This window comes from Alkalinema sp. FACHB-956, from assembly GCF_014697025.1.
Classification (GTDB): Bacteria; Cyanobacteriota; Cyanobacteriia; order Leptolyngbyales; family Leptolyngbyaceae; genus Alkalinema.
Map to the genome: position 1 here is coordinate 43,757 of NZ_JACJRC010000005.1, position 21,270 is coordinate 65,026.

The window sequence follows — 21,270 nt, forward strand, 5'->3', positions numbered from 1 at the left end:
GCTGCACGATTCCATGACCCTCCCCTCTCCTGCTTCAGCGATCGCTTCAGAACCGTCAGAGCCCAGTCCATCCGTTGTCAACCCGATCGTTGTAGATCAGAATGCCCCGTCTCAGGATGCCCCGTTCATGCTAGATTCCCCTGCCTTGTCCCCCAGTCCGACCCAACCTTTGCTAGGGGCGTCTGCCCAGGACTTAACCGCTTGGGTGCAGGAGCAGCAACAGCCTGCTTACCGAGGGCGGCAGCTCCACCAATGGATTTATCAAAAGGGCATCCGATCGCTGAGTGAGGTTACTGTTTTTCCAAAATCCTGGCGGGAAGCGATGGCGGAATTTCCGATCGGACGATCGCAGATTGTCCATCGGGCCGAGTCGCTGGATGGGACGGTGAAATTTCTGCTGCAATTGCAGGATGGGCAAATTATTGAAGCGGTGGGCATTCCAACATTCAAAGGCGTTCAACCTGGGGCTGCCCTTAAGCCCGGTTCGCAACCAATGCTCGATCGCCTGACGGTCTGCGTCTCTTCCCAAGTGGGCTGTCCCATGGCCTGTGACTTTTGTGCGACGGGGAAGGGCGGCTTCAAGCGCAATCTAGAACGCCACGAAATTGTGGATCAAATTCTGACGGTGCAGGAAGCGGTGGGCCATCGCGTCAGTAATGTGGTGTTCATGGGCATGGGCGAGCCGCTGCTGAATGTTGAGAATGTCGTAGGAGCTGTGCGATCGATCAATCAAGACATCGGTATTGGTCAACGGTTCATCACCATTTCTACGGTGGGCATTCCGGGGCATATTCGCCGCTTGGCCGAGCGTCAACTTCAGGCCACTCTGGCTGTGAGTCTCCATGCCTCCAATCAAGCAGTACGGGAACAACTGATTCCCAGTGCCCGCCAGTACCCGTTGGAAGCGTTGCTTGAAGAATGCCGGGATTATGTCAATTTGACGGGGCGGCGCGTGACGTTTGAATATATCGTGCTAGCGGGTGTCAACGACCAGACCGAGCACGCGATCGAATTGGCCCACCATCTGCGGGGCTTCCAAACCCATGTCAATTTGATTCCCTACAATCCCATTTCAGAAGTCGATTATCAGCGGCCTTCGGAAAAACAACTGCGCCAATTTAGCCAAGCTCTGCGCGATCGCCATATTGCTGTTAGTATTCGACGATCGCGCGGCTTAGAAGCGGATGCAGCCTGTGGACAACTCCGCGCCAACCAACTGCAACGTTGGGCTAAGAGTGCATCCTAGGTGTCCCTAGGACTCACCCCTCATTACCGAGCGGGAACGGTTCGATCGGGCAAAGGGGCTAAAACCTGGGGAGATAGAGCTTGCATGGAGATGCCAGGCGCATAGGCTTCGATCACCTTACCCGTTGTGCGACAGGTAATTAACAAGTAATCACAGGCAGAACATTGGGTACGAATGAGTTTGCCATCGGCAGTGAGCAGGCGTTCCGCTGAATGTCCACAATTTGGGCAAGGCATGGAATAGGTAAGTGGCATGGGGTTCTCTCAAAAAAATTTTGGTGTCAACGGATGTGCTAAACGAGCATAGGAAACGAGTGGGCAAGGCCGATCAGCGATCGCTCTCACCCATCATTCCCATAAATCGGATCAATCAGAATTCATTGTGGGCATCCAGTCAATTGACCGAAGGGAACCCTAGGGCCTTCCTATCGAGATAAGACGGCCCCTCGCCTGATTGATCACTCATCAAAAACATGTCTGTAATGGATTCATGTCAGCAGCCAGCGAGTGGAACAATAGATAAATCCCGAACAGAAAATAAATCTCTAAAGGACGAAGGCTGAGATTCCTAAAAAAGGACCTGTGGGAACCATCATCCGTGAATCCAGTGGACTTCTATACATTCGCAACTCTAGACCTAACCATGAAATAGACTTAACCCATTGAATGAAGCAATTCCATGATCAGTTTGTATGGCATTTGGCCGGGATGGGAGTTGGGTAGACCCACGATCGCAACAGGTACAAAAACCAGCCTAACAGTCTATAGGAAACCTAATAGTCTACAGGAATCTGTCAGAGTCTGCTGAACCCAAGCGCCCCGAAGGCAACCTCATGGATGAATCAATCAGAAAATCTCAGAAAATCAATGTGTGCTTCAGCAATATGCGTACTCTAACAAGATATGTGCTCTAACAAGATGTGTGCTTTAGCAATATGTAGGCTTCAACGATACTGAGCGCTTCAACAGCACTGAGTGAAACTTCATATTCTGAAAAGAGTATTGCAGAATACATAAGGTAACCCTAGTCAAATCACTGATCCCCGTTAGCACTTCTCTATTATTAGAGGACTCCGAATCGATCGCTCCGAAAGTTTATGGATTCTTTGGTTTTACGTTAACCACTGGGATCACTGCCTGGACTAATGATCCCCATTGCTTTCTCTCTATTGGTGATGCGGTTAGGGTTTGACAGGAACCTTGGGAAGCGCTGAAGGGGCTGGCGCTGAATTCTGGGAAACTGGGCTACTGCTGGGACTTGGGGTTGGGGCACCAGTGGGGGAACCCATCGGTGCCGAGGGGCTGGGGGGCGCAGCAGTAGGAGCAGGGCTGGGGGTGATGGCCAGTTTGCAGGTGGCCAGATCGGGGGGCTGGGTGACCACATTCACCGTCTTATAGGCTGGAACTTTCACCAATTGGCTGACTACTAATTTGGCGCGCTCGTTGGCCTGCTTCAAAATGCCTTGCTCACAGGCCGCTGTCGTAATTTTCTCTAGGGCTCGCTGTTGGGCCAAGGTTTGCAGTTGGGGGGCAACATCGGGCCCCAGTCCCAGGGAACCCCGGTTGTAGTCATACACGCTCGATCGGCTGACATCAATCTTGCTATCCAACCGTTGGGCTGGGGGGAGTCGCAGGGTTAACGTCTCGCCATCCGCTTGAATATCCCCAGCTTTGAGCTTGCTCAGGTCTACCCCCGCCCGCACTTCTCCAGCGGCAATGTAGAGCAGCTTGGTGGTTCCAATCACAACTCCCCCGACCGTGGCATCCTGCTGGGTGGGCACCACCGCTTCCATGGAAAAAATTGCAGTCGTTAACTCGCTAGCATCTTGAACTTGCTTAATGACGATCGATCGGACATCGACCTGAGGGGCAGGCTGAGGATCCGTGGCCCAACTCGTGAGCTTACGCCAAAAACTATCCCCCGATTTCCAGAGACTGAAGAGGATAAACACCCCTAGTAAGAAAGACCCACTGGAGAGCAACAGCGCGATGCTTTTCAACAACGAAGCTGGATTTGCAGGTTTTCTAGGAGATTTAGATAGGCGCATGGTTTTGCTGGAACGGCGGTTCTACGGCATTGTACTGGGTTAACCGTCTTTTGGCTGGACGATTTTATTGAGTTCATTGATCGAAGATCGAAATTCGATCGAGCAAGTAGACAACTAACCCTTAGAAATCCTTGACAGACTCCAACTGGGATAAGTTTCCTGAATCTGCTGCCAATGGGTTAAACGATCGTGCTCCTTGCCATCGGGCGTCATGATCACGACCTGGGGAATCCCCCAGCGTCCATCGGGGCGGCGAATGCGTTGAGTTATAGCAAGTAATCGCCCATCCGCAGACCAAGCAGGGGCTGCACAATCACTCCCTGGATCGGTAAGACGCAGCAGCTGACGCGTGTCTTGATTAAGTAGATAAATACTATTTACCCCGTTAGCATTATCCCGATCGGACGTGAATGCCAACCAACGCCCATCCGGTGACCAAGCCGGCGAAGTATCCACTGCGGGATGGTTGGTCAACCGAATGGGTTGAGCCACCCCCAAGGGAAGACTCCCTTGGATCGGGAGGTTATAGATTTCATAGTTGCCATCCCGATCGCTCACAAAGGTAATAAAACGCCCATCCGGTGACCAACTCGGCGCAACTTCCAAGCCCTCGGTACGGGTGAGATAGTAGGACTGACGAGTGGTGATATCGACGACATACAGGTCATGGCTGCCCGCTTGGTTGGACATATAGGCGATCGATCGACTATCCGGCGACCAAGTGGGAAAGAGCTTTAAGCCACCACCATGGGTCAGTTGGGTCAAATTTGCGCCATTGGCATCCATCAGATACAGATTCACTTGGTTATCGTGTTCGGCAATGAATGCAATCCAACGGCCATCGGGTGACCAAGCAGGATCCATATTTGCTGTCAAGCCTTGAGCAGGGAGCGCACGAGTCAGCCACCGTTCTTCTAGGCGATCTAAACTCATCGTGACGATTTGGCTATTTTGTTGCGATTGCGCGGCGGTAAACACCAAGCGATCGCGCCGCAGCGATCGTCCACTTGCAGTCAGTCCTAGCATTAGCCCGCAAAAGAGATAGCACAACAATCGAGCTAGGGAAGCAAGACCCATAGGAAAATTCTCACTGTCAAGGGGTTTGGGCGACTTTCAATTTAGGGCAGAATAGAGCAAGAATATAAAAGAAAGTAGGGGTTTGATCGAGAGTTGTACGATCTTAAGTATGGCTCGTTTGAGAGACACCTCAATTTGTTGTAATGACGATAACCTTTTCTTGAAGTCAGCTATGACAGAACAGCGAAACAGTTGGCAATTGCAGCAAATATCAGCGACTGCGGGAGGCTCCGTTGCGACGCCGGAAGCATCTAGCCAAACGGTGCGCAAGCCTTATCCCAACTACAAAGTGATCGTTCTTAATGACGACTTCAATACTTTTGAACATGTAGTCAATTGCCTAGTGCGATACATTCCTGGAATGGTGAGCGATCGGGCTTGGAATTTGGCTGACCAGATTCACCATGAAGGTCTAGCCACCGTTTGGACTGGCCCATTAGAACAAGCTGAGTTATATCACATGCAACTCACCCTAGAGGGCCTCACCATGGCTCCTTTAGAAACTGCCTAAAATTCCTTTGATTTAAAAACTTGCCTTCAGATAAGGAGCTTTGCCCCATGACCCAAGCCAATGCTCGGCTAGTCCTGAACCATTCCACACACATTCCGGGGCTGATTCCTATTCTCGAAAAACTCTCCCAAGAAACCGGGATTCAAAGCATTACACCGGGGGCGATTTGTCCTGTACGGGCCCACATGCCCCAGCTACGCCTACGGGTCTCTGTACCGATTCGGGGCGGGTATAAGCTGATTGCCCGTGCGGGGAAAATTGCCCAGGAAGTCTTTGTCTTGACCACCCTGGGGCAAAACGATTTAGAGGCCGCGATCGCTAAATTGTTGCAACGTTAGGGGCTACGCTAGGTCACATGATTCGTCAGTGAGCCTTCTGATTGGAGCCTCGATCGGGACATCAAGTTGTCATCAAGCATTATTGTCATCCCATATTGGGTATAGGTGGTTCCTCAGGCAAGCCTGTGCCCAATTTTCTGTCAATTTTCTGTGCTGTATGGTTTCGTGCTTCCAATTTAGTGATGCAATCCAGCCAAGCCATTCAATGGAGCAAAAAAAAGAGAATGTCTGAGCATTCTCCTAAATAGTCCTTGAGATTTAAGTTCTGTAGATGCAAAGCTAACGCAATCCAGCACAACGTCAGATCAATTACAAGGGACTGCAACCATCAGACGCCAGGAACAAGCAAAGCATTATTGAGGATCATCGTTGAACGGCGCTAACAGATTGGGCTACCAAGATTCAGACACTATTCCACCTGCTCCTTGATCGCCATTTGATTTAAGGGCAAACTTAAGGCACAGGAGAAGGTCAGCATTCCCGAAACCACTGCGGTAAACTTTAAACTGAGTAAAACGATCGACCAGTCTGGATTTATCCAGTTTTGCAACGCTGCTGCCAGACAATGCACAATCCAATAGGCAAAGCTCATGGCAAAGAGCATCCATTGGGTTTCATCTAAATCTTCTTGACGAATCGTTGGATGGTTATACAGACAAAATAAACCTAAAACGCTAGCAAAAAAAGAAATTAACAGAATAGATTGATACCAAACGGGATGGGCCATAGCGACTGTCTATTTGGTCTATTACAAGAAGAGTTGTGAAAGTCGTCGATCGAAAATACGGGGCAACTGTTTGGGGCAATTAAAACTGTTTGAGGCAATTAAATTTGTAAAAAGTAGTCTAGGGGATGGTTCGCAGAAATCGCGCAAAACCTTACAAAGAGATATATTTCAGGGCTTTTTGTAACAAATCTCAAAACTATTTTTAGACTGCTTGCTTCTATGGATCTACCGCTGATTTACCACCCTGACTACGTTGTGCCGTTACCCGCAGGGCATCGTTTCCCAATGGCTAAATTTAAAAATCTTTACGACTGCCTATTGCGGGATGGGGTGGCCACGATCGAGCAATTCCATAGACCCGATCGCCCTCCCAATGCCTGGATTGAAGCGATCCATACTCCCAGCTATGTTAACGCCTACTGCACAGGAACCCTGGATGCCAAAGCCCAACGGCGCATTGGACTGCCCTGGAGTCCGGCTCTGGTGAATCGCACCTGCACGGCGGTCGGCGGCACCCTCTTAACGGCCCAACTTGCCCTGAAAACGGGTTTGGCCTGTAATACGGCGGGCGGCACCCACCACGCATTTCCCGATTACGGCTCCGGCTTTTGCATTTTTAATGACTTGGCGATCGCGGCTCGCCATCTCCAGCGGAGCGGCGACGTTCACAAAGTCCTGATTGTGGATTTAGATGTGCACCAAGGGGATGGCACTGCCTTTATTTTCCAAGATGACGACAGCGTCTTTACCTTTTCCATGCACTGTGAAACCAACTTTCCGGGCACCAAGCAGCAAAGTGATTTGGACGTACCGCTCCGGGAAGGCATGGAAGATGAGGAATACTTACAAACCCTCGATCGCTACCTACCCGACCTCCTTACCCAGATCAAACCTGACCTAGTTTTATATGACGCTGGCACCGATCCCCACCTAGACGATCGGCTGGGAAAGCTATGTTTGACCGACACTGGCCTTTATCGCCGGGAAATGCAAGTCCTGAGCACCTGTTTATCCCTAGGCTATCCCGTCGCCTGCGTCATCGGCGGCGGCTACAGCGAGAACATGGATGCTCTGGTATACCGCCATTCGTTGCTGCATCGCGCCGCAAGCAACGTCTATCGTCAGTACCGCCTATAGTGAATTGGATAGAAATTGGCGATTTAGATAGAAATTCGTGATCTGGATAGAAATTGATAATAAAAATTAACCCTAGCTTGCCTGCCCCCTGCCCCTGCCTCTGGATACTGCCCTGGAGTCACGAATGCTATTGAGCTAACGCTCGTTGAACCTTGTTGAACTTAGTTAATGCTCGTTTCCACGGCAGGACTAGTCGTCGGCGATTCAAACTTATAGCCCACCCCTCGTACCGTTTGAATCAAGGCCGGTTGACTGGTATCGAGCTCGATTTTTTTGCGGATCTGGCCAATGTGAACATCCACGACCCGTTGATCCCCGACATATTCGTAATCCCAGACCTGTTGAATCAGATCCGATCGCCGCCAGACTTTACCGGGATGACTGGCCAAGAAATGCAGTAGATCAAATTCCAGCGCGGTTAAAGCAATGAGATCGTCATTAATTTTGACTTCTCGGCGCACTGGATCGATCACCAAGCTATTGAAGATCAAACACTGCTGTTCCGCCGTTGTGACGATGCGTTGTCGCTTGAGAATAGCACCAACCCTAGCCCCCAGTTCACCCAGGCTGAAGGGCTTAGTAATGTAGTCATCTGCCCCTTGGCTAAAGGCCCGAATCTTATCAGCTTCATCCGTGCGACTAGTCAACATCAGCACAAACACGCCCGTCCGACTTTGCATCTCCTGGCAAAGACTGTATCCATTGGCATCGGGCAAATTGACATCCAGAATGACTAAATCTGGATTAAAACTTTCAAACATTGCTAGAGCACTCTTGCCGTCCTCAGCGGACTCCACCTGAAAGTCTTGTTTGCTAAGAAAACGGTGAATAAGATTGCGAACAGCCGATTCGTCATCAACTACCAGAATTTTGGCTTGAGCCATGGCCATAACCTTGCATTTCAAGGACACAACGTGCAATAGAAGCACTCCCTACCTAGGGTAGATTGGGGCTTTCCCATAACCTCCCTCAAATCCTTAGTCCAGTGAGTGACTGAGATCACAGGACGCGATCGCGATTAGCACAAAGAATTCTTCATAAATATCCGCATTATATAAATTTATTATCAGAACTAGTATGCCCTACCTTGTCAATAAGATATCAATGTGCAGAAAGAGAGACACTAATTTAGCGAGTCAGGGGTGCAGCGAGTTGCTAATGCATCACAATAGCCTATAGTCATCGTCAATCCCCATAATCAACGCATAATTAGCTCATAGTCATCATCCTAGTCATAATCCTACACAGTCACCATTTTTAAAGTTTGCCTTGAGAGAGATACTAGAAGTTGCTCATACATCACATTATTTTATACTCTCTGAAGTTTTGTCTGAGGAGTTGTGGAGGAAGGTGACCCTGAGCTACCCTGTAACTTAACTGTGGAGTAGCGGCTAATGAGTGAGCAAAGTCCTTACGAAAAGTTGGGTGTGTCTGAAGGAGCGACTTTTGAAGAAATTCAGGCAACGCGAACTCGTTTGTTAGAGGAATATGCAGACGAACCCCAAAAGGTCGCTCAAGTCGAAGCAGCCTACGATGCTGTCTTGATGCAGCGTCTGAAGTTGCGCCAGGAAGGCAAAATTGCCGTCCCGGATGGTATTCGCTTTGCGGAGCAAGCATCCCCCTCGGTTCAGCAAAAAACAGCTTCGGTGGTCAAGGAATCGGGCCAATGGTTTCAATCCCTCCTAGGCCAAACCGATCGGTGGAGTTGGGCCTTGCCTGCGATCGTTTACTTGGCCCTCGGCACTTGGGTCGGCTTGATGCCCCAACCTCAAGGGGTACAACTGGCGATGATGGTGGCCACAGGAAGCGCTTTATATTTTTTGTATCGCAAGGAAAAACGCATCGGGAGATCGGCCCTGTGGGGGTTTGGCGGGCTGATTGGTGGATTTGTGTTGGGGACAGTAGCCTACACCCTGCTCAAGGCCGTGATTCCCGGTCTCCCTAGCGATACGATCGTGATTAGCTGGACGACTTTCCTCGTGCTCTGGGGCATTGCGAGTTTCTTGAAGTAGCCAGGGTTAGTTCTTGATTTTTTCCCTGCACGGTTTAACCCTTTGAGCTAGCTGAACTTTCTGAGCTAGCCTACCCCTCGATCGCGAGAGAAACACGATCGCCACCAACTTGTCGGAGTTGGCCCAAGATTTGCACCACTTTTTCGTAGGGCAAAGCACGATCGGCTTTTAGTAGCACGACTCCCTGCGGATCCTGTTGTAAATAGGACACCACTTGAGGCCCCAGTTCGGGTAGAGTTGCGGGTACTTTACCCAAGTACAGTCGTCCTTGGGCGTCCAGGGTGACGATCATCGGTTGGGGCGTTTTTTCTTGAGCGGTTCCTGCCTGGGTACTGGGTAGATTTACCTTAACGGCGGCCCCTTTGCCTCGGGTTAAGGTCATGGAGACGATGATAAAAAACGTCAAAATCGTCATCACCACATCCATCATCGGAACCAGGTTGACCTCAGGCATTTGAGATTTTTGGGACTGGCTTTTAAATTTCATAGCGTTTTGCAGGACATCGCATTTTGCAGGAGATCGTGAAAAGGCACAGGACATTCAGGCACAGGACATTGCAGAAAGGGCAGGGATGAACGAGGGGAGCCCAGGCACTGAGCAACCCCAATGGCTAGCCGCAGTCAAGGGCTCAATGAAGACTCAGTCAAGGGCTCAGTCAAGAGCTCAGTCAAGGGCTCAATCACTTGCCTAGTCATCAACGTGAGCTGAGATTCCCCCTGTTCGCCCACCACACTAAAAGAGCGAAGGGCCTGAACTAAAAGGTTTAGGAGGATTGGGTGGCTCCGGGGCTTGAAATTGGGGACCTAACAGATGGCTGTCAGGTTCAGTGGACGGAAAATGGTCGCGATGGAACGGCTCGTACCAGACTTGGCGATAGATTAATTCTAAATCGCTTCCCACCTTAGCAAAGTAGTCCACTTGCTTCGCTTGTAGGGTGATGGACACGCGGAAAATCATCAGAGCCACGATCGCCACAATCATCCCGCCCGCCGTCGTAATCAGAGCTTCCCCAATCCCCGCAGCGGCTTTGCTGAGGTCTACATCGGCTCCGCCGCCTTCCCCGATTTTGAGGTTGAGGAAGGTGGTAATCAAGCCTGTTACGGTTCCTAACAGCCCCAGCAAAGGAGCGACGGCTACGATCGTTTCCAGCAGCTTGTCACCCTTGCGCATTTGGGCAAACTCTTGCTCTCCGGTGGATTCTAGGGCAAGACGAAAGGTTTCGGGGCTGGGCTGTTTGAGCTGGAGGGGGGCTAGGAGAAAGCGACCGATCGGGGTATGGCTAGCGCGTTCAGCCAGTTCCTTGGCTTCGTCCAAACTGTGTTTAGCTGCATCCAGCACTTGATAGACGATCCGTTGTTCCCCTTGAAACACCCGCAGCCAAAACCAAGCACGCTCGAAGGCACAGGCGAAAGCTAGGACGGAAAGCACCACGATCGGCACCATGATGGGGCCGCCCTTGGCCACGAGTTCGTAAACCGATGACGATGACATAAAGACTCTGAATTAACAAAACGAGGTAGAAATCTTTCATCTACCCTACAAGGTCTGAGAACATCTGGCATGTGTTGGGGAACTCAGACTCTCTAAAAATTTAGTCCGGGGAGAATTGAAATCCTGCAACCTTGGTTGGCAAAGGCCCCGCTTCAGAAATGCCCTGCCGCAATGCCCTGTTGAACATGTCCTGCCGCATGCCCTGCTGAATATGCATAAGCGATCGCGACTGGAATCTATCCCTGCCAAGACCAGCACAACATGACCTATAGATACAGCCTACAGACTGATACAGCCTGGAAAACGGCAGAAGGATTCCACCCATACTACAAGATGAAGTCGATGACTTGCGATGCCATCACGTTCAATGACACTTAACCCATAACACTTAACCCATAACACTTAACCCATGACGACTTAGCGAACGCCCCTTAACCAACCACCACTCATCAACGCTAGTCAGCCGATATTTCGGTGCAATTGTGATCATTTACTTGACATTCGTGTAGTACACATACTACAAATAAATCAGTTCAACCTTTTGTCAGCTCTCTTGTCAAGTTCTTTTATCAGGTTCTCGTCAGGCTCTTTTATCAGTTTTTGTTCGTCCCTGAGAGGCTCCCGGATTATGCCCTACGAAAAGCTCAATTTATCGACTCGATCGCCCATTCTGTCCTGGGCTAACCATGATTTAGGTTACGAAGAAATTCAAATGGCGAAGAACGTCGCTTCCTTGCCGTTTATTTTCAAACATGTTTCGTTGATGCCCGATGTGCACCTCGGAAAAGGTGCTTTGGTCGGCTCAGTGATTGCCACCAAAGATGCCATTATTCCCGCCGCGATCGGGGTGGATATTGGCTGTGGCATGTGCGCCATTAAAACGCCCTACACAGCGGATCAGTTAGAGGGCAAACTCAAGAAAATTCGCCAGGACATCGAAGCTCTGATTCCGGTGGGTTTTGATGAAAATAAAGATGTCAATAAAATGGTACTGAACTGGCAGGGCTGGAAATCCTTTAAGGATTTGCATCTAGGCGTGCAGCATTTAGATGGCAAAGCCCTCAAACAAATGGGCTCCCTAGGCGGGGGCAATCATTTTATTGAAGTCTGTGTGGATACTGAAGATTCAGTGTGGTTAATGCTGCACTCCGGTTCCCGCAACATTGGTAACATGTTGGCGAAAAACCATATCCAAACCGGACGGGAATTGGCCAAAATGGCTGGTGAAAAGCTCCCTGACCCGGAATTAGCCTACTTTGTGGAAGGTACCCCAGAATTTGCAGCCTACTGGCGGGATTTGCAATGGGCACAACAGTACGCCCAATTTAATCGCGACGTGATGATGGCGCGGTTTAAGCAAATTATGGAACGCCATTTGGCGGGGGGCAAACCGTTTAAGCCTACCCTCTCGGTGAACTGCCACCATAACTACGCAGAACGGGAAACCCACTACGGCGAAAGGGTCTATGTCACCCGCAAAGGGGCTGTACGGGCTCAGGAAGGGGACTTAGGGATTATTCCCGGTTCCATGGGTGCGAAATCCTATATCGTGCGCGGTAAAGGTTGTGCAGAAAGCTATTGTTCCTGTTCCCACGGGGCGGGACGGTTGCTCTCCCGATCGAAGGCCAAACGCACCTATACCCTAGATGACTTGGTTCAGCAAACCCAAGGGATTGAATGCCGTAAGGATGAAGGCATCATTGATGAAATCCCAGCGGCTTACAAACCGATCGAACAGGTGATGGAAAACCAAAACGATTTGGTGGAAGTGGTTGCAACGCTGAAGCAAGTGGTTTGTGTCAAAGGATAGGAATCATCCAATTTTTCAGCCAGTGAAGGGTCATCCTTCAGCGAGAAACTTCAGAAAGATAATCCAAAAGGGAGGTTATAACCTCCCTTTTTTCTGGAATCCAGTGTTGAGCCTCTCAACAGATCGGAGATCATTCCCTGAGATCACTCCTGGAGATCACTCCTGCTGAATCTGGCTTAACTTACGTGCAGTCTGAGTTCTAACGAATCACGATCGTGATAGTTTTGCTCTGGCGATCGATCGTGAGCGTATCACCCAGCCCGTCACTATTACTGACCTCAGTTTGATTGTTAATTACTGATCCGTGATTGTGGTTAACAGGATTTGCTGTTCCAGCTCCTGCTTGACCACCCCGAATCACCTGACCATTTATCTTGCTACCATTTGCCTCATTCATTGGCGTTTGATTAGGCTGAACATTCATGGCTGTCCGCGCAGAACCCGGTCGCCAGAATGTGTATGACCAGTTAATTGACCAGCGATAACTCCAGCCTTGGCTGGCTGAACCATTAGCCTTGAGTAACAGCGTGTTGAATTTGACATCTTGATTGGTCATCGGATCGAGCATATTGCCGGGATTGGGGCGATACTCGAAGCGATCGATTTCCGTTGACCAATCATCCGTGTGGGATGTCAGCGTTACCGCATCCAATCGCACCGTATTTAAACTGGGATTGAATATCCTGAAACTAACTCGCATAAAGCACTCCTGCCCCGAGCCAATAAATTCTGGCTGGGCATTGAGTTCAAACCAGATGGGACGCATCATTTCCAAGGCTTTCAGACAGTTAATGCGGCCATAGCCATATTCTGGATCACGGCCTGCGGTGCCCAGTTCGTTGGCACTAAGGTGAATAATATCTTCCACTTCCCACGATCGCAGATTGGGATCAGCGGAGAGCATGAGGCCCATCAACCCAGCAACGTGGGGTGTGGCGGAGGAAGTGCCGTTGAAGTTGGGAATGTAGTTGGTTCCCGTATACCCTGCGGCTCCGGTGATATCGGTGGTGTAGATGTGCACCCCCGGTGCAACGACATCCACTTCCGGGCCATAGTTAGATCCCCACCAGTTTTCCCCATCCAAGCTGGTTTTACTCTTGCGTTGATCCCACTCGTTGCTGGCTCCCACCGCGAGCAAACCCGGAATCGTTGGGGACAAATTGGCGGGATAGGCCACCTGATTCAGGTCGGAATTAGCCGTGGCGATCGCGATCGCACAGCCCTTGCCGCCCCGCCCATTGGTTTGCGAATATTGGAACGCGCTAGTAATGGCCGTACTGGGTGCCCCCCCACCCCAGGAGTTGGACAGAACATCCGCACCTCGGTTCACCGCTGTGCGAACACCGTCAGCAATCATGGCGTCACTGGTGACCCAACCGCGCCCGTTGCCATAGGCAATGCGAATCGGCAAAATCTTACAGTTCGGTGCAACCCCCGCTCCGCCGAGACCGTTGTTTGCCTTGGCCGCTACAATCCCTGCGCAGGAGGTTCCATGGCCGTCACGGGGCCGGGGGGAGGGGTTATCACTGCGGGTCACAGCATCATAGCCCGGAAGCTTGTATTCAATATCTTCATGCTGCAAATCGCAGCCTTCATCGATCACCGCGATCGTAATATTGGGGCTCCCCATGGTGATGTTCCAAGCATCCGGGGCTTTAATTTTTTGCAATCCCCATTGGGAACCAAATCCCGGATCGTTAACGGTGGCTTGTACAGTGGGAGTATCGGCACTGGGTGCAGGGGTCGATCGTTTGCCAGGTGCTTTGGGTTGGTTTTTATGGTTACCGGCTTTGGCGGGGGGAGGGGCCATTAAAGAGGCTCCATTCGTCAACCCACGGCTGCTGGGTCGCTGGGTCAGACGCACAAAGTTAGGTTGAGAATATTCGGTGAGTTGACTTTCGTGCAGCGTATTGGCGATCGTAATCGTATCTTCTGGATTTTGCACCCCGACTAAATAGGAATCCGGTTCAGGATAATCGGTTTGTAAAACGGTGATGTGATTATCGCGGAAGAGGCGATCGCGATCGGCGGGGGCAATTCCAGGTTTGAATTTCACCAGAATTTCGCCCACAAGAACTAACCCTTCTTCGGTACCCGCATTCGCAACTTCATAGACCGATGGCCCGAGGGTCATTTCCGGTTGAGCCGTGACGAAGGAGGCAATGTTATGGGCACTGGCAAAGGCGGGGGAGGCGCTCCGTCCTTCATTCACCCGAATAATCGCCAAGTTATATTGGGGTAATTCAAAAACTTCGCTTGTAGGATCGTTTTCAACTAAATTGCTAGCTAGCTGATGCACATCCGCCGATGCATTCATGGAGCTCGCCCGATCGGGCCGCACAGCAATAAAGGTTTGGGAAGGGGCGATCGGAATGCGTTGTCCATCGGCATAGTAAAACGTTTGGGGTGCATCGGGAGCTACCTGAGTGGTCATAGCCATAAACTCCTAGATATTAATTACAAAAATACTGGTGACTCATGAGTTGAATTGCTGGGAGCAATTTCTACCTATGATTAATCTAACGTTCAGGATTAATCGAGAACCAATGAAATACGGAATATCGATCGGGGTTAAATTCAACAACTAATAGAACGGCTTGATCAGTAACAGCCATTCTGAATGTCGATCGAATCAATACAGTGTCTCAATCCGATCGCCTCAATCACAAGAGTCCTGAAAAATCGATAGTCCTGAAAAATCGATCCCGAAATATGCAGCAATCTGCATACTTTTTATTTGAGCTATCAATCAGCGAACAATCAAGTCAGACAAAGGTTTCAGACAAAGGTTCCAGACAAAGGTTTCAGACAAAGGCATCAGACAAAGGTTTCAGACAAAAGTGAACGTCACGCCCACATATCCATCGAACGAGAATGATTTAAACCGGAGTGAAGCGTTACGAACACTACCATTCTGATCGATCTTGAGAAAAATGGAACTTACCCGTTTGGGTAATTTAATATTTGCAAGGTTTGAATATTCTTTGAATATTCAATGTCTCAAGCTTCCCATCCAGCAGGCTTTGGGACTATCAACAAACGCCACTACCACAAATGGGTGATCCATTAGCCCCAATGCTGTAGGCTGCACACGAATTCCTTGGCACCAGATCTGATCGCGCCAAGACGGTGATCAAGCAACGGCTCTGACTCAGTAAAGACTGTAGCTCTCACTCAGCAACGACGTTTACCCAAAAGATTTTTACTCAAACAACGTTTACCCGTAGGACTTCGCCAAGCCCGCCATCAACGTCTGCATGCGATCGATCAAGGTTTGTACGTTCGTCGCAACCTGTGGAGACAACCGGCCATTGGCAGGACTGGAGTAGTCTTTCTTAATATGCTCCAGCATGACGTAAATATCGAGGATTTCTGCCTTCATCCGATCGAGACTCAAAATAACCTCGCGCGGCGTGGACTGGGGTTGAATTTGAGCCACTGCCGATTGCAGCGCAGTCATAGACTGTGTTAGCAAGACTTCCACATCCCCCAGGCAGGATGACCTCTCACCACTGGGATAGGCGGGACTGGGCACCAGTTCTAGCGAAATGTGACCCTGTAGTGACTGCTCAAAGGGCTGATGATTAAAATGCGAGAACATAGCTGAATTCCTCTCACGGGGGCTAAGGGGACTGTAAGATGCTCAGGCTAATATCTACGGTTCTGATCAACTCGACTCGGATTTACCTAACGGATTTGCATCACTCCATATTTGATCAATCGATCGAGCCTCTGGGATTTGTCAAAATATCCATCGGTCACAACATCCATTGGTCAAAATATCCGCTGGTCGAAACATCCACTGGTCAAGCCATCAAAGCAGGCAGTGATTTCACCACTTTCGTCACTCCTCACCTGAATCATGGACAACTTTATTCACGATCAAACGAGTTATCCCACCAAACCACACAGGGAACCAAGCTCAGGACATTCAAGCTCAGGACATTTCGTAGAAACTCACTTCAGAACTCTATTGTTATGCCCTGTCATCTGTCATGACCTAATCAATTGCCATGACCTATCACCAACTTTTCTACTCAGTCATCTTGAGTTAAGTTATTTTTCGTTAAGCCATGATTTTAGAATACTGAAAGATATTGTTGGGTGAATTTATAAAATATTACAAATATTTTGGTTCCTCAATGAAATAAACGTACTCTAACTATTATACATGACTAAATTTTGAGGGAATCCTCAGGTTAAGACAATTGAAAGTTTTTAAGGACAATTTCAGGTCAGCCGGGGAGCATATTCTGTCGGATCATTGGCTGGCACGCAACCGCTACAACTCGCCTGGAGACTGTGGAATTGGTTACGTTCCGCCCACAATGGCCTATGCTATGCTGCCTTTGGCTGCAAACCTGTGAAACGGGAATCTGTGAACGACTATGCTCTCCTACCGCGCCAGTGGCATTTTGCTTCATCCAACCTCCTTTCCCAGTCGCTTCGGGATTGGTGACTTAGGCGCTTCGGCTCGACAATTTATTGATTTTTTGGCGGGAGCTGGGCAGCAGTTCTGGCAAGTTCTGCCCCTAGGCCCCACGAGCTTTGGCAATTCTCCCTACATGTGCTACTCAGCGTTAGCTGGGAATCCGCTGTTGATTAGTCTAGAGATCTTGCAGCAACAGGGTTTGCTGGATGAGCATGATCTGGCCAACTATCCGGAGTTTCCGCTAGATACGGTGGATTTCGATCGCGTCATCGAAGCCAAGTATCCCCTTTACCGCAAAGCTTGGCAGCAATTTCAAACGATCGCGGTGCAGGGGCCGAAACCGGAACCGGTTGTACTCCCGGACGTGGATGTAAATGCTGAAACCGGGAGCGATGAAACGCCAGAACCCGAAGAACCGCCGATCGTCCATTATTGGGTCGATTTTGAAGAGTTTTGCCACGCTAAAGCCTCTTGGTTAGATGACTACGCGCTGTTTATGGCCCTGAAGCTGGCCCACGAGGGTCAGAGTTGGTACGAGTGGCCGAAGGAGATTGCGTGGCGCAAACCGGATGCGGTGATGCAATGGTCGCAAACCCTGCAAGCCGAAATTGCATTCCAGAAATATTTGCAGTTTGAGTTTTTCCGGCAATGGCAAGCCATTAAATCCTATGCCACCGATCGCCGCGTTCAAATCATTGGCGATATTCCAATCTACGTGGCCCATGACAGTGCCGATGTCTGGGCACAACCAAAAAACTTTTCCTTGGATGAAGATACAGGCGTTGTGTCGCAGATGGCAGGCGTCCCACCGGACTATTTCAGTGAAACAGGGCAATTATGGGGAAATCCCGTCTACAACTGGGAATATCTCCAGCAAACGAACTTTGCTTGGTGGATTCAGCGTTTTGAAGGGATGTTGGATCTAGTAGATTGGATCCGAATTGACCATTTTCGTGGGTTTGAAGCCTTTTGGTCGGTGCCAGAAGGGGAAGAGACAGCGATGAATGGGGGCTGGGTAAAGGCTCCTGGGGATGAGTTCTTTACAGTGCTGCGGGAAAAACTGGGTAAGCTACCGATTTTGGCGGAGGATTTGGGGGTGATTACGCCGGAAGTGGAAGCGCTGCGGGATAAGTTCGACTTTCCGGGGATGAAGGTGTTGCATTTTGCCTTTGGTTCGGATCCGGCGAATCCGTTCTTGCCGTTTAACTATCCCCGCAATTGCTTGGTGTACACCGGAACCCACGATAACGACACCACCGTAGGCTGGTTTGAGAAGTTGAACGATTGGGAGCGAGACAATTTGCTGGTGCACATTGGGGCGGTCAGTCCCGAGGGCATTCATTGGGATTTAATCCGGCTTGCCCTCAGTTCTGTGGCAAATTTAGCAATTATTCCGTTCCAGGATTTGTTCGGGCTGGGATCGGATGCACGGATGAACTACCCAGGGAAACCGGAAGGCAATTGGGGATGGTGCTATCGAGAAGAGGCGATTCAAACGGACTGGATTCGCGATCGCCTGCGGCGGATGACTGAGCGGTTTGGCCGGTTGCCCTATTAGCGGTTTGACTGGTTGCCCTATAATTTAGCGGGTTAGCCCACTTGCGAGGCGAGGCAAGACCCATCCAGGCGACTTGGGGAATCTCTTGGGGGATCTCATCCGATCGCCTTTCAGGAAAGGGCTTAGGTTAGGATGTAGTCGAAGCAATTGTGACGCTCTTGCATCCTATGGCCCGCTTTCTCAGTCAATTGGTTGGTTTTGCACTCATCATTGCTGGCGTTTATTTTCTAAGCCAGAATATTATTTTTACGACCCAGACAGCCGGTTACTGGTGGAAGGCGATTCCCGCAACGGGATCGATTCTGACGGTGCTTTCTGGGATTTTTTTCTTGGTGTCGGCCCGATCGAGTAACCGGGAAATTGGCTGGATTCTAGTGGGGCTGGGCATTGTGCTTGCGTTTCTCAGTGGTGGCATTATTGTTAAGCCCACGTCGCTTTGGACGTTTTTTGTGTCTGCGTTAGCGTTTGTGACGGGCTATAAGTTCGTGACAACTGGGCGCTGGCGTTGGTAGCACTTTCGGCATTCCTTCAACCCGTATGTACAAATTACATTGCAAGCCAGGGAATAGGGATCTTTGCTGAAAAATACAATGTAATAGTGTAGAGAAGTATCATGAGCAGGGCAACAATAGAAATCATGTAGTTGCCTTGCTTAAGTTGATATAAATGATCAATAAAAACATTGCCTACAATAACGAAAAGTACAGCAGCAATGAAAATACTGAGACAGGATACGGATGGATGGACGATCGGAGCGATCTGAAATATCAAGTCGAAGAGCTTCCCCATAGCGATCAGCCAGACTAGTAGCCCGATCGGGGTTCCGTAGATAAAACCTGTGGTAATACCAAAGGAACGCAGAAAACCCGGTGAATCTGGATTACTGCCACCCATAATCGCGATGTAAAAGGTGAGGCATAAGGTGAGCGGAGAGAGTAGCAGGTTCAGAATGATCAAGCCTTTCAATAGTTCTGAGACGGCAATCATAGACATTAAAATCTCTTGGATCATGTTGAGTTGGGATCATGGGAGCGGTTCTGGATCGTCTCTACGATATTTCATGCATTTGATTTTCGCCCACCCTCCAGATAAGCGAAGCGATCGCGTCCATCATGCTTAGCGAGGTAGAGAGCTTCGTCGGCAGATTGAAGCAATTGATCAGGCAACATGTGCGGGCTGGGAATGACCCAAGCCACACCCACACTAATCGTCACCCGACCATGAATCGATCCTTCGTGAGGAATGTCTAAAGACCGCACTGCTTGACAGATTATCTCAGCGATCGTGATTGCACCTTCTTTTCCTGTATTGGGTAAAATGATTCCAAATTCCTCGCCTCCATAACGCGCCACAAGATCACCATCTCTTTTTAGACTTTTTTCAATAACGCCTGCTACTTGCTTCAGGCATTGATCTCCTGCTAGATGTCCATAGGTATCATTAAAGCGTTTGAAAAAATCCACGTCGCAAAGTAACACACCTAAAAAGGTATTGGAGCGTCCAAGCTGCTGCCAAAGCCGATCTAAGTGGAGGTCAAATAGTCGTCGATTGGCAATTTGAGTGAGTCCGTCTAGATTCACCAACAAATTCAATCTAGTATTGGTATCCCTTAATATTTCAGCCTGTTGCTCAATAGTACGCCGATTGACAAAATTTGATACTATTGAATCAAACAGAGAAGTTGCAATAATTAAAGCAAAACCTGTGGATAAAGCTCCAGAAAGATAGGCTACTACACAGTTGGCAACAGAGAAATCAACACTAAAAATAGAAATGTAGTATACATAGAACAAGAAATTGAGAAGATAAATGACAAGATTAATCTTAATAGGTCTATAAAAAAGTGAAGCATAAATAAAGAGCCCAACTATATAAGGAGAATTTAATCCTGTATTTGTCCAAGTAATTGCGAACACTCCATCAAAAAGAATAACTAAACTAATCAAATAGATATTGGTTGCTTGAATATTCCTGGGTTGCAAGTCTCCAGGAGATCGCACAGCTTTATTGCTAAACAGTAAATAAGCAGAAACGGCAAAAATTCCAACACCTAATGGGGGCATTAATGCAAGGGCATGGGAAAAACTAGTCTCAGGAATAAAAAAATCTTTAGAAACAATCAGTGGAATGGTAAAAACTGGGTAGATTAGGGTAATCCAAGCCACTGCCCGAGCCCTGAGGTAGCGAATATGGTGCCACTCTGCTAGAAAATCCTGCCGCCATTCCAAGGGTATTGCAGTAGTTGAGCGAAACCATGTTGAAATTTTCATGTTTAAGATTAAAGCGTGAGATACTCACTAATTATTGAGTTGAGATTTATGTCGGCTGTGCAGTTAGACCGCGCCTCACCGATCGTTGCTAAATGGGGTCACAACGCCTCAATCTTAACAGTACCAGCCTCAATGGGATCCACCTGTAATCGAAACCATAGAGTAACGACATTTCAAGTCGTAGCCCTGTGAAATACCCTGAAATAACACCAAAATTTGGATAAGGGGCTAAGAGTAGTACTTTTGTTCAGAATGGAGGTCAAGATTATAGCAGGAACTCGTCGGCAATTTATGGCAGAATTTAAAGCAAAAGTGGTCTTGCAATTGGTGAGCGGGAACAAACCGCCAGTGAGCTTTGTCGAACGCATAAGCTGAATCCAAACGTCCTGAATCGATGGCGCACGGAGATGGTAGAGAAAGCCAGCGTCTCGCAACTTTACGGAAACAGATGAACAGATAGAACAGTTTTGGGAAGACATGTGGAGTTGTTTATCCAATGTGCTGCGCTCAATCGTATGATTGGTATCACCAAATCCGATAGCTACAAGGTTGAAGCCTAATACCAAGACTTTCCAAAGGTGAATCTGACTGTTTTTCTAATCATGCAACAAAG

The 21,270-nt window shown here is 49.1% G+C and carries 19 protein-coding genes; 8 read left to right on the plus strand and 11 right to left on the minus strand.

Annotated features, from left to right (window positions below):
• Positions 1 to 127 precede the first annotated feature (127 nt).
• Entirely contained in the window at positions 128 to 1,246 is a 1,119-nt protein-coding gene (gene rlmN / locus H6G21_RS08250; protein WP_190572867.1) for a 23S rRNA (adenine(2503)-C(2))-methyltransferase RlmN, read from the plus strand.
• Between the two features lie 23 nt (positions 1,247 to 1,269).
• Here the strand turns inward: rlmN and H6G21_RS08255 are convergent, their stop codons facing one another.
• The 3 genes from H6G21_RS08255 to H6G21_RS08265 all read right to left on the minus strand — a co-directional run bounded on the left by H6G21_RS08255 (position 1,270) and on the right by H6G21_RS08265 (position 4,370).
• Entirely contained in the window at positions 1,270 to 1,500 is a 231-nt protein-coding gene (locus H6G21_RS08255; protein ID WP_190572571.1) for a replication restart DNA helicase PriA, read from the minus strand.
• Positions 1,501 to 2,426: 926 nt separating this feature from the next.
• A complete protein-coding gene (locus H6G21_RS08260) occupies positions 2,427 to 3,293 on the minus strand; it encodes a DUF4230 domain-containing protein (RefSeq protein ID WP_190572573.1) in 867 nt (288 codons plus the stop codon).
• 114 nt (positions 3,294 to 3,407) lie between these two features.
• Positions 3,408 to 4,370 carry a DPP IV N-terminal domain-containing protein gene (locus H6G21_RS08265; RefSeq protein WP_190572576.1) on the minus strand — a complete coding sequence of 321 codons (963 nt, stop codon included), beginning with the start codon at positions 4,368 to 4,370 and terminating at the stop codon, positions 3,408 to 3,410.
• Between the two features lie 172 nt (positions 4,371 to 4,542).
• Here H6G21_RS08265 and clpS point away from each other — a divergent pair, with 172 nt between their 5' ends.
• Together clpS and H6G21_RS08275 are read left to right on the plus strand one after the other, a co-directional pair.
• Positions 4,543 to 4,881: an ATP-dependent Clp protease adapter ClpS gene (gene clpS, locus H6G21_RS08270; protein WP_242041717.1), complete on the plus strand. Its 339-nt coding sequence runs from the start codon at positions 4,543 to 4,545 to the stop codon at positions 4,879 to 4,881.
• Positions 4,882 to 4,928: 47 nt separating this feature from the next.
• Positions 4,929 to 5,219 carry a DUF2103 domain-containing protein gene (locus H6G21_RS08275; protein ID WP_190572580.1) on the plus strand — a complete coding sequence of 97 codons (291 nt, stop codon included), beginning with the start codon at positions 4,929 to 4,931 and terminating at the stop codon, positions 5,217 to 5,219.
• Positions 5,220 to 5,628: 409 nt separating this feature from the next.
• Here the strand turns inward: H6G21_RS08275 and H6G21_RS08280 are convergent, their stop codons facing one another.
• On the minus strand, positions 5,629 to 5,946 hold the full coding sequence (locus H6G21_RS08280) for a hypothetical protein (protein WP_190572582.1): 318 nt from the start codon (positions 5,944 to 5,946) through the stop codon (positions 5,629 to 5,631).
• A 219-nt stretch (positions 5,947 to 6,165) separates the two neighbouring features.
• Between H6G21_RS08280 and H6G21_RS08285 the strand changes: the two genes are divergently transcribed.
• On the plus strand, positions 6,166 to 7,083 hold the full coding sequence (locus H6G21_RS08285; protein ID WP_190572585.1) for a histone deacetylase: 918 nt from the start codon (positions 6,166 to 6,168) through the stop codon (positions 7,081 to 7,083).
• 161 nt (positions 7,084 to 7,244) lie between these two features.
• Here H6G21_RS08285 and H6G21_RS08290 read toward each other — a convergent pair whose 3' ends face one another.
• Positions 7,245 to 7,967: a response regulator transcription factor gene (locus H6G21_RS08290; protein ID WP_190572587.1), complete on the minus strand. Its 723-nt coding sequence runs from the start codon at positions 7,965 to 7,967 to the stop codon at positions 7,245 to 7,247.
• Between the two features lie 510 nt (positions 7,968 to 8,477).
• Here H6G21_RS08290 and H6G21_RS08295 point away from each other — a divergent pair.
• The gene (locus tag H6G21_RS08295; RefSeq protein WP_190572589.1) at positions 8,478 to 9,095 is read left to right on the plus strand and encodes a CPP1-like family protein; all 618 of its coding nucleotides are present in this window, start codon (positions 8,478 to 8,480) and stop codon (positions 9,093 to 9,095) included.
• A 70-nt stretch (positions 9,096 to 9,165) separates the two neighbouring features.
• On the opposite strand, the gene H6G21_RS08300 is transcribed toward H6G21_RS08295, so the two are convergent.
• Together H6G21_RS08300 and H6G21_RS08305 are read right to left on the minus strand one after the other, a co-directional pair.
• Positions 9,166 to 9,582, minus strand: coding sequence for a biopolymer transporter ExbD (locus H6G21_RS08300; RefSeq protein WP_190572591.1), 417 nt, complete (start codon positions 9,580 to 9,582; stop codon positions 9,166 to 9,168).
• A 246-nt stretch (positions 9,583 to 9,828) separates the two neighbouring features.
• Positions 9,829 to 10,587 carry a MotA/TolQ/ExbB proton channel family protein gene (locus H6G21_RS08305; protein ID WP_347277995.1) on the minus strand — a complete coding sequence of 253 codons (759 nt, stop codon included), beginning with the start codon at positions 10,585 to 10,587 and terminating at the stop codon, positions 9,829 to 9,831.
• A 628-nt stretch (positions 10,588 to 11,215) separates the two neighbouring features.
• Between H6G21_RS08305 and H6G21_RS08310 the strand changes: the two genes are divergently transcribed.
• The gene (locus H6G21_RS08310) at positions 11,216 to 12,397 is read left to right on the plus strand and encodes an RtcB family protein (RefSeq protein ID WP_190572593.1); all 1,182 of its coding nucleotides are present in this window, start codon (positions 11,216 to 11,218) and stop codon (positions 12,395 to 12,397) included.
• A 199-nt stretch (positions 12,398 to 12,596) separates the two neighbouring features.
• Here H6G21_RS08310 and H6G21_RS08315 read toward each other — a convergent pair whose 3' ends face one another.
• Entirely contained in the window at positions 12,597 to 14,831 is a 2,235-nt protein-coding gene (locus H6G21_RS08315; protein ID WP_190572595.1) for a S8 family serine peptidase, read from the minus strand.
• A gap of 783 nt (positions 14,832 to 15,614) precedes the next feature.
• Complete coding sequence (locus tag H6G21_RS08320; protein ID WP_190572596.1) at positions 15,615 to 15,998, minus strand: hypothetical protein; 384 nt, start codon at positions 15,996 to 15,998, stop codon at positions 15,615 to 15,617.
• Between the two features lie 787 nt (positions 15,999 to 16,785).
• Between H6G21_RS08320 and malQ the strand changes: the two genes are divergently transcribed.
• Positions 16,786 to 18,387, plus strand: a complete 1,602-nt coding sequence (gene malQ / locus H6G21_RS08325; RefSeq protein WP_190572598.1) for a 4-alpha-glucanotransferase — start codon at positions 16,786 to 16,788, stop codon at positions 18,385 to 18,387.
• A gap of 167 nt (positions 18,388 to 18,554) precedes the next feature.
• Complete coding sequence (locus H6G21_RS08330) at positions 18,555 to 18,899, plus strand: hypothetical protein (protein WP_190572600.1); 345 nt, start codon at positions 18,555 to 18,557, stop codon at positions 18,897 to 18,899.
• Between the two features lie 34 nt (positions 18,900 to 18,933).
• On the opposite strand, the gene H6G21_RS08335 is transcribed toward H6G21_RS08330, so the two are convergent.
• Together H6G21_RS08335 and H6G21_RS08340 are read right to left on the minus strand one after the other, a co-directional pair.
• The gene (locus tag H6G21_RS08335) at positions 18,934 to 19,380 is read right to left on the minus strand and encodes a hypothetical protein (RefSeq protein WP_190572602.1); all 447 of its coding nucleotides are present in this window, start codon (positions 19,378 to 19,380) and stop codon (positions 18,934 to 18,936) included.
• A gap of 65 nt (positions 19,381 to 19,445) precedes the next feature.
• Positions 19,446 to 20,657, minus strand: a complete 1,212-nt coding sequence (locus tag H6G21_RS08340) for a diguanylate cyclase (protein ID WP_190572604.1) — start codon at positions 20,655 to 20,657, stop codon at positions 19,446 to 19,448.
• Positions 20,658 to 21,270: the final 613 nt, after the last annotated feature.